The following is a 2,545-nucleotide window of genomic DNA, read 5'->3' as shown; positions in this document are numbered from 1 at the left end:
CCGCCCAGCCCGATGCGCTGTGGGTGCAGCACCACGGCGGCATGTACCGCAGCACCGATGGCGGCCAGCAGTGGCAGGGCATTGCCGCACCCGCGCCATCCGACTTCGGCTTTCCTGTGGCCTGCGACCCGCAGAATCCGCTGCGCGCCTGGTTCGTGCCCGCGCACAGCGACGGCTGCCGCATTCCGGTCGGTGGCCAGATGCTGGTTAACCGCACCGATGACGGGGGCCAAACCTTCCAAAGCTTCGGCCAAGGCCTGCCCAGCGCCCACGCCTACCACCTGGTGTACCGCCACGGTCTGGATGTCAGCGCCGACGGCCAGACCCTGGCCATGGCCTCCACCACTGGCGGGCTGTGGATCAGCAACGATGCGGGGGAGCGCTGGGTGTGCGTGTCGCACGATTTGCCGCCGGTGGCGGTGGTGCGTTTCGCCTATATGCTATAGATTTGCATGCGAAATATGCGGGTATAAAGTGCCGACAGCGCAGGTATACCGTGCGGCGAGTGCTATAAATTTTGCGTTAAAAACAAGAAATTATGCAAACCCACTAAAACCTATTGGTACCGCCCTTTGCCGGCAGCCTTTGCAGACAGCAGCTTGGCATCTGCGCGTTCGACCAGGTCCGCCCAGCCAGTGGCTGGGTCCGCGCCGAAGGCCACGCCCACGCTGGCGCCGATGTGCAGGCGGATGCCATTCACGTCAAACGGGATTCTGGCCGCCTCGACCACCTTGTCGGCCACGGTTCCGGCGTGGCTCAGCTCTCGAATACCGGCCAACACCACCGCAAACTCGTCGCCACCCAGGCGGGCCACGGCATCCATCGGTCGGACCAGTTGGGCCAGCCGCTTGGCAAAAGTCTGCAGAACGCCATCCCCCGTGGCGTGGCCATGCTGGTCATTGACCGACTTGAAGCCGTCGAGGTCGATGTACAGCAGCGCCAGCGACGCGCCACCGCCCTCGCGCAGATGGTGCTCCAGATGCTGTTCAAAACCGGCCCGGTTGAGCAGTCCGGTCAGCGGGTCATGCTGTGCCAGTTCACGCAGTCGCGATACCTCGCTTTTTTGTTGCGTGACGTCCTGGGTGACCACCACGAATCCGTCCAGTGCACCCGTGCCCAGCCGAAGCGGCACGTAGCTGATGGAGACATGCCGGGGGCTGTCGAGCCCGGGGTATTCAAGCTCAAACACCACCGACTCGCCTTCGAACGCCCGTTGTATCCACGGCAAGCGGCGCTCGTACTCTGTGTCACCTAAAACCTCGCGCACCGAAAAGCCAACGATCTGCCCGCGTGTGCGGCCACAGGAGCGTTCGAATGCGCTGTTTACAAAGCGGTAGTGCAGGTCTATTCCCACTACCGCCACTGTCGCGGGAATGGCCTCTGTGACCAGTTGCAACGTGGCGGTCTGGGCGGCCACCGTGTGCTCCAGCTGCTTGCGTTCCGTCACATCCTGGAGTGCGCCGACCAGCCGAACCGGTTTTCCGGCGGCGTACTCGGCCACGCCGATCGCCCGTACCCAGATGTTTCTTCCTGCTGCAGTGACAAACGGGAGTTCAAGGTCCCAGGGTGTGCCCTGTTCCATCGTGGTGGCGACCGCGCCTTCCAGAATGGCACGTGCTTCGGGCGGGTAGAAAAAGAGGGCGCTGTCGAGAGTAGGTTTGTAATCCGGTGCCACTTCATGGATGCGTCTGGTCTCGTCGGACCACGTCACCGTTCCACTGGCCAAGTCCAGCTCCCATCCGCCGACACCGGCCGCGCGGCCCGTTCGGTACAGAAAGGCCTGGCTGGCGCGCAAATCTTCTTCTGCCCGCTTGCGCTCGCTGATGTCGCGGCCCACAGAATGCAGTAGCACATCGCCACGCATATCCCGCTGGACACCGTTGGTCCACGCCACCCACCGGTCCGCCCCGTCTGCGGCGACCATGCGGTTCTCGCTCGACACGCTTTGCCCGGTGCGTATCACGCCCGCCAGCAACTGGTGAACAAAGCCGTGGTCGGCGGGGTCCACGAAATCGAACAGGTTTTTGCCGACCATGTCGCTGGGCAGTTGGCCGAAGTGCCGCGCATAGGCCGGGTTGACGTAGGTGAGCTCGCCATCGGGCTTGGCTAGCGAAATCAGCTCCGCCTGGTCCTCGACGATGGCCCGGTACTGGGATTCGCTGAGGCTGAGTGCGCGTTCGTAGTCGCTGCGCACCGACAGCGACTTGTGGATCAGGTCGCGCCGCATGGCCAGTGCGTCGCTGGCAATGGCCGCGAGTGAGTGCAGCATCTGCAACTGCAGGTCAGTGAGCTTGCGGGCTTGCTGGTCGATTACACACAGGGTGCCTACCCGCTCGCCACCCGACAGCACCAGCGGCGCCCCCGCGTAGAAACGGATGTCGGGATCGGAGGTTACCAGCGGGTTGTCCGCAAAGCGGCTGTCTTGGGCGGCGTCGGGCACCTCAAACACGGCCTCTTGCAGGATCGCATGCGCGCAGAAGGCAATGTCCCGCGGTGTCTGGCTCACGCCATGCAAACCAAACGCGGCCTTGAACCATTGGCGCTC

General features: G+C 63.7%; 1 protein-coding gene and 1 pseudogene. One reads left to right on the top strand and one right to left on the bottom strand.

The window, feature by feature from the left end; all coding sequences use genetic code 11:
• Positions 1-446 (top strand): annotated as a pseudogene (locus ABI213_RS14030) (exo-alpha-sialidase); the annotation flags it as partial.
• A gap of 110 nt (positions 447-556) precedes the next feature.
• Here ABI213_RS14030 and ABI213_RS14025 read toward each other — a convergent pair.
• Positions 557-2,545, bottom strand: a 1,989-nt coding sequence (locus tag ABI213_RS14025; protein ID WP_348027568.1) for a diguanylate cyclase, incomplete at its 5' end; no start/stop codon positions are given.

The organism is Rhodoferax sp. (assembly GCF_039922535.1).
Classification (GTDB): domain Bacteria; phylum Pseudomonadota; class Gammaproteobacteria; order Burkholderiales; family Burkholderiaceae_C; genus Rhodoferax_B.
Note: the sequence above shows the minus strand (reverse complement) of the source record. Positions and strands in the feature narration are given on the sequence as shown.